Below are 5,455 nucleotides of genomic sequence, written 5' to 3'. Positions count from 1 at the left end.
CCCGCGGGGGGCGCGAGGGCGCGAGGAGGAGCGGCGGGGCGAATCCCCGGCGAGTCCGCTTCGCCCGGGGTCGGCCGCGGGCCCGAGACCGTCGGTGAGCCGTGGGCGGGGGTCGGCCGCGGGCTTGAGACTGTCGGTGAGCCGTGGGCGGGGGTCGGCCGTGGGCTTGAGACTGTCGGTGAGCCGTGGGCGGGGGCCGGGCCGTGGAAGGAAGAGGGTCCTTCAGACGCCTCCGCCCCGCGCCGGGGCGGCCGGGCGCCAGCCCAGGGCCCTGGAGATGCCGCGGGCGGCGAGGCGCAGGGCCGGGGTCAGGGCGGGGATCCGGGCGTCGGAGCGGGGGACGACGACCGACACCGCGGCGCTCACCGTGCCGTCGGGGCCGCGCACGGGCGCCGCCACCGACAGCGCGTCCGGGGTGACCTGGCGGTCGCTCACCGCGACGCCCGAGCGCCGTACTTCGGCCAGCACCCGCCGCAGCAGGTTCGGTTCGGTGATCGTGTACGGGGTGAAGGAGGCGAGGGGGCCCGCGCAGTACTCCTCCTGGAAGCCGGGGTCGCTGTGCGCGAGCAGGGCGAGGCCCACCCCGGTGGCGTGCAGCGGCCAGCGGGCGCCGACCCGGATGTGCACGCCGACCGCCGAGCGCCCCGACAGCCACTCGGTGTAGACGACGTCGCTCCCGTCGCGCACCGCCAGCTGCACGTTCTCGTGCGTCGCCTCGTACAGGTCCTCCAGGTACGGCAGCGCGGCCTGCCGCAGCGCCGGCCCGCGCGGGGCGAGCGCGGCCAGTTCCCACAGCCGCAGCCCGACGTGGTACGTCCCCGACGTGTCCCGTTCCAGCGCGCCCCACCGGGTGAGCTCGCCCACGAGCCGGTGCGCGGTGGTCAGCGAGAGCCCGGCCCGGCGGCTGATGTCCGTCAGCGTCAGCGCCGGGTGTCCGTGGTCGAAGGCGGCGAGCACGGACAGCAGGCGGTCGGGCGCGGAGCGGCTGGTCATGGCCGGCTGTCCTCCAGCGGGTCGGGTCGGCGGAGCGTACCCGGCGCGGTCGCGCCGCGAGTAGGGTCGTCCCGGTTCGTCGTGGTGGGAAGGTGCGGATGTGAAGCTGACGATTCTGGGCGGTGGGGGATTCCGTGTGCCGCTGGTGTACGGGGCGCTGCTCGGGGACCGCGCCGAGGGCCGGGTGACCCGTGTCGTCCTGCACGACGTGGACGCCGGGCGGCTGCGCGCGATCGCCCGGGTGCTGGCCGAGCGGGCCGCCGGTGTGCCCGACGCGCCCGAGGTGACCGTCACCACCGACCTCGACGAGGCGCTGCGCGGCGCCGGCTTCGTCTTCTCCGCGATCCGCGTGGGCGGCCTCGAAGGCAGGGCGCACGACGAACGGGTCGCCCTCGCCGAGGGCGTGCTCGGCCAGGAGACGGTCGGCGCGGGCGGCATCGCCTACGGTCTGCGCACCGTGCCCGTCGCCGTCGACATCGCCCGGCGGGTGGCCCGCCTCGCCCCCGACGCCTGGGTCATCAACTTCACCAACCCCGCCGGCCTGGTCACCGAGGCCATGTCCCGCCACCTCGGTGACCGCGTCATCGGCATCTGCGACTCACCGGTCGGCCTCGGCCGCCGTATCGCCCGGGTGCTCGGCGCGCGGCCGCGGGAGGCGTGGGTCGACTACGTCGGCCTCAACCACCTCGGCTGGGTGCGCGGCCTGCGGGTCGCCGGCCGCGACGAACTCCCGCGCCTGCTCGCCGACCCCGCCCTGCTCGGCTCCTTCGAGGAGGGCAGGCTCTTCGGCACCGACTGGCTGCGGTCCCTGGGCGCGATCCCCAACGAGTACCTGCACTACTACTACTTCAACCGTGAGGCCGTACACGCCTACCAGGAGGCGGAGCGGACCCGGGGCGCGTTCCTGCGCGACCAGCAGGCACGGTTCTACGCCGGGGCGGCCGACCCCGGCGTCCCCGCCCTGGACCTGTGGAACCGTACCCGCGCCGAACGCGAGGCCACCTACATGGCCGAGAACCGGGAGGCGGCGGGCGCGGGCGAACGCGAGGCCGAGGACCTGTCCGGCGGCTACGAGAACGTGGCGCTCGCCCTGATGCGGGCGATCGCCCGCGACGAACGCGCCACCCTGATCCTCAACGTCCGCAACCGCGGCACCCTGGCACCGCTGGACGCGGAGGCCGTGATCGAGGTCCCCTGCCTGGTGGACGCCAGTGGCGCGCACCCCGTCTCCGTCGACCCGCTGCCCGACCACGCCACCGGTCTGGTCTGCGCCGTCAAGGCCGTCGAGCGCGAGGTGCTCGCCGCCGCCCGGTCGGGTTCCCGCGCGACGGCCGTCAAGGCGTTCGCGCTGCATCCGCTCGTGGACTCCGTGAACGTGGCCCGCCGTCTCCTCGACGGCTACACCGCCGTCCACCCCGGCCTCGCCTACCTCGGATAGCCGGTGGGCACGGCTTCGGGTCGGCCGGTCGCCCCCCGTGACAGCGACCGACCGACCCGAGCCCCCCGTTCCCCCGTGCTTCCCCCCGGCGGCTTCCCCAAGTCGCCTTCACCATCAAGAGCACGCGGCCCGGCTCCTGATACACCCCCGGCGGAAATTTCCCGGAGTTTTTCTACGCGGGCGTCCCGGTCGCCGTGCGCGCCTCCACGGACGCGGCCGGAGCCGGTACGGCCCCGAGCGCGGGCGCGGGCAGGTCGGCACGCTGCTGCGGCAGCGTCACCGGCAACAGCGGACGCGGACCCGACACCACCGTGTAGTCCTGGCCCAGGAACGGCGGCGCCATCTCGCCCGGGTCCTCGCCGAGCGCCAGCCGCACGGCGGCCCACGGGGCGTTCACCCCGCACAGCGACAGCTGGTGCAGCCCGCCCGCCGGCCGGGTGTTGACGTCCATGAGCACGGGCCGCCCGTCCAGCATCCGGAACTGGATGTTGGACAGGTGGTGCAGTCCGAAGCCCTCCGCGATCCGCCGGGCCGGCTCCAGCCACCGCTCGTGCAGCGTGAAGCCCCTGCGCCGGCCGTTCTTGGTGCGCCCCACCGCCAGCCGGATCCGGTTGTCGGTCCCGGTGAGGCAGTCCACCGACACCTCGGGCTGCTCCAGCCGGGGCATCACCAGCCAGTCCACCGGCTCGTCGGCCCCCCGCAGAGCGTCCAGCACCAGGCCGAGCGGCACGTACGGGCTCGGGAAGCCGCTCAGCTGGGTGAGCGAGAAGGGCGCGCGGGTGATCACGCGGAAGCCCACCCCGCCCGCGCCGGAGGCGGGCTTGAAACAGGCCCGGTACCCGCGTGCCTCCAACTCGTCGACCACCGCCACGAGTTCGTCCGCACTGCGGACCCGCCACCACGGCGGCACGGGCACCCCGATCGCTTGGACCGCCTCATAGGCGATCACCTTGTCGTGGAACACGGCCACGGCCTCGGGCGGCGGCGCCAGCAGCGCCGTACCGACCGCCGCGAACTCGGCGCGGTGCGCGACGATCGCCGCCTGGTGCAGCCGGGGCACGAACACGTCGATGCCGCGCCGCTCGCACTGGGCGAGCGCGTACTCGACGTACGCCGCCGGGGACAGCCCCTCGGGCTCCAGCTCGGCGGTGTCGGCGGCGGCCAGCACGGGGGAGTCGGGATCGCCATGGGTGGCGTGGATCTCGACGGCCCGGTCGCCGGGATTTCTCCGCAGCTGATCCATGAAGAACACGTTCTCCGCGTACGTGCGGTTGAGCCAGACGCGTACGCGAGAGACCATGCAGGCCGCCTTCCGGGGTTCGCGGGCAGGGCTCGGCGGCCCGTTGCCCGGGCAGGAGTATGGAGGGTCACCAAACCGCCCTGTGCGAAGGGCGTTTCACGGCGGTGGTGTCGGGGCAGACTATACGGCTTCGGCGGCTGTTCCCGTACCACATCCAGGGACGGGGTGTGCTTGTTCCGGCGGCACGGATGTGATCTCGTGGTGGCGTTCGGGACGGCTGAAGGAGCGACGGGTGATGGCGGGGACAGACGGGGGCGGACAGCTGTGGGCCATCAGCGACCTGCACATCGGTTACGCCGAGAACCGTGCGCTGGTCGAACGGATGCGGCCCGAGTCGGACGAGGACTGGCTGATCGTGGCCGGTGACGTCGCGGAGACCGTGGAGGACGTCGGCTGGGCCCTCAAGACCCTGGCCGGCCGGTTCGCCAAGGTCGTCTGGGCGCCCGGCAACCACGAGCTGTGGACGCATCCGAGCGACCCGGTCACGCTGCGCGGCGTCGCCCGCTACGACCACCTGGTCGAACGGTGCCGCGACCTCGGGGTGGTCACACCCGAGGACCCGTACCCCGTCTGGGACGGCCCCGGCGGCCCGGTCGCCGTCGCACCGCTGTTCCTGCTGTACGACTACTCGTTCCTGCCGCCCGGGTGCGCCACCAAGGACGAGGGACTGGAGTACGCGCACGGCACCGGGGTCGTCTGCACCGACGAGCAGCTGCTGCACCCCGACCCGTACCCGAGTCGGGAGGCCTGGTGCCGGGCCCGGGTCGCCGGGACCGAACGCCGGCTGGCGGAGGTGCCGGACGGACTGCCGCTCGTCCTGGTCAACCACTGGCCGCTGCACCGCCATCCGACGGACGTCCTGTGGTACCCCGAGTTCGCCATGTGGTGCGGCACCGTGCTCACCGACGACTGGCACCGGCGGTTCCCCGTCCACACCATGGTCTACGGTCATCTGCACATCCCCCGGAGCACCCGGCAGGACGGCGTCCGCTTCGAGGAGGTGTCGGTGGGCTACCCGCGCGAGTGGCGCAAGCGGGAGCAGCCTCCGGGGCGGCTGCGGCGGATCGTGCCGCGGGAGGAGGAGCGATGATCGAGGAACTGCTGCCGCAGACGGTGGTCGCCGTCGAGGCCTACGGTGACGAGGGCGTCGACGCCCCGCTGTATCCCGAGGAGGAGGCGCTGCTGGAGCGCGCCGTCCTCAAACGCCGCCGGGAGTTCACCGCCGTGCGCTCCTGCGCCCGCCGCGCCATGGACAAGCTGGGCGTGCCCGCGCGGCCGGTGCTGCCCGGTGAGCGGGGCGCCCCCGTCTGGCCCGACGGGCTGGCCGGCAGCATGACCCACTGCCAGGGCTACTGCGCCGCCGCCCTGGTGCGCGCCGCCGACCTGGCGTCCCTCGGCATCGACGCGGAGCCCCACGCTCCGTTGCCCGAGGGCGTCCTGCCCTCCGTGGCGCTGTCGCAGGAGACGGCGCGGATCGGCGCACTGGCCGAGGAGCTGCCCGCCGTGCACTGGGACCGGCTGCTGTTCAGCGCCAAGGAGTCCGTCTACAAGGCGTGGTTCCCGCTCACCGGGAAGTGGCTGGACTTCATGGAGGCCGACCTCGACCTCTTCGCCGACCCCGGCGAGCACACCCGCGGCGGCTTCCGGGCCACCCTCCTCGTCCCCGGCCCGCGCGTGGGCACCCGAGTGGTCGACCACTTCACCGGCCGCTGGATCACCGGGGG

The 5,455-nt window shown here is 74.2% G+C and carries 5 protein-coding genes; 3 read left to right on the top strand and 2 right to left on the bottom strand.

The features are described 5' to 3' along the window. Nucleotides 1-222 precede the first annotated feature (222 nt). Nucleotides 223-993, bottom strand: a complete 771-nt coding sequence (locus ACFXAE_RS36030; protein WP_384723904.1) for an IclR family transcriptional regulator — start codon at nucleotides 991-993, stop codon at nucleotides 223-225. A 100-nt stretch (nucleotides 994-1,093) separates the two neighbouring features. On the opposite strand from ACFXAE_RS36030, the gene ACFXAE_RS36025 reads away from it, so the two are divergent. Further along, nucleotides 1,094-2,431, top strand: a complete 1,338-nt coding sequence (locus tag ACFXAE_RS36025) for a 6-phospho-beta-glucosidase (RefSeq protein ID WP_384723901.1) — start codon at nucleotides 1,094-1,096, stop codon at nucleotides 2,429-2,431. A gap of 172 nt (nucleotides 2,432-2,603) precedes the next feature. Here the strand turns inward: ACFXAE_RS36025 and ACFXAE_RS36020 are convergent, their stop codons facing one another. Continuing rightward, a complete protein-coding gene (locus ACFXAE_RS36020) occupies nucleotides 2,604-3,731 on the bottom strand; it encodes an ATP-grasp domain-containing protein (protein ID WP_384723898.1) in 1,128 nt (375 codons plus the stop codon). A gap of 235 nt (nucleotides 3,732-3,966) precedes the next feature. On the opposite strand from ACFXAE_RS36020, the gene ACFXAE_RS36015 reads away from it, so the two are divergent. Together ACFXAE_RS36015 and ACFXAE_RS36010 are read left to right on the top strand one after the other, a co-directional pair. Continuing rightward, nucleotides 3,967-4,821: a metallophosphoesterase family protein gene (locus tag ACFXAE_RS36015; protein WP_384723895.1), complete on the top strand. Its 855-nt coding sequence runs from the start codon at nucleotides 3,967-3,969 to the stop codon at nucleotides 4,819-4,821. Continuing rightward, on the top strand, nucleotides 4,818-5,455 hold a 638-nt coding region (locus tag ACFXAE_RS36010; protein ID WP_384723892.1), incomplete at its 3' end, for a 4'-phosphopantetheinyl transferase. The genes ACFXAE_RS36015 and ACFXAE_RS36010, both read left to right, overlap by 4 nt.

This window comes from Streptomyces sp. NPDC059454 (genome assembly GCF_042749965.1).
Lineage (GTDB): Bacteria > Actinomycetota > Actinomycetes > Streptomycetales > Streptomycetaceae > Streptomyces.
Note: the sequence above shows the minus strand (reverse complement) of the source record. Positions and strands in the feature narration are given on the sequence as shown.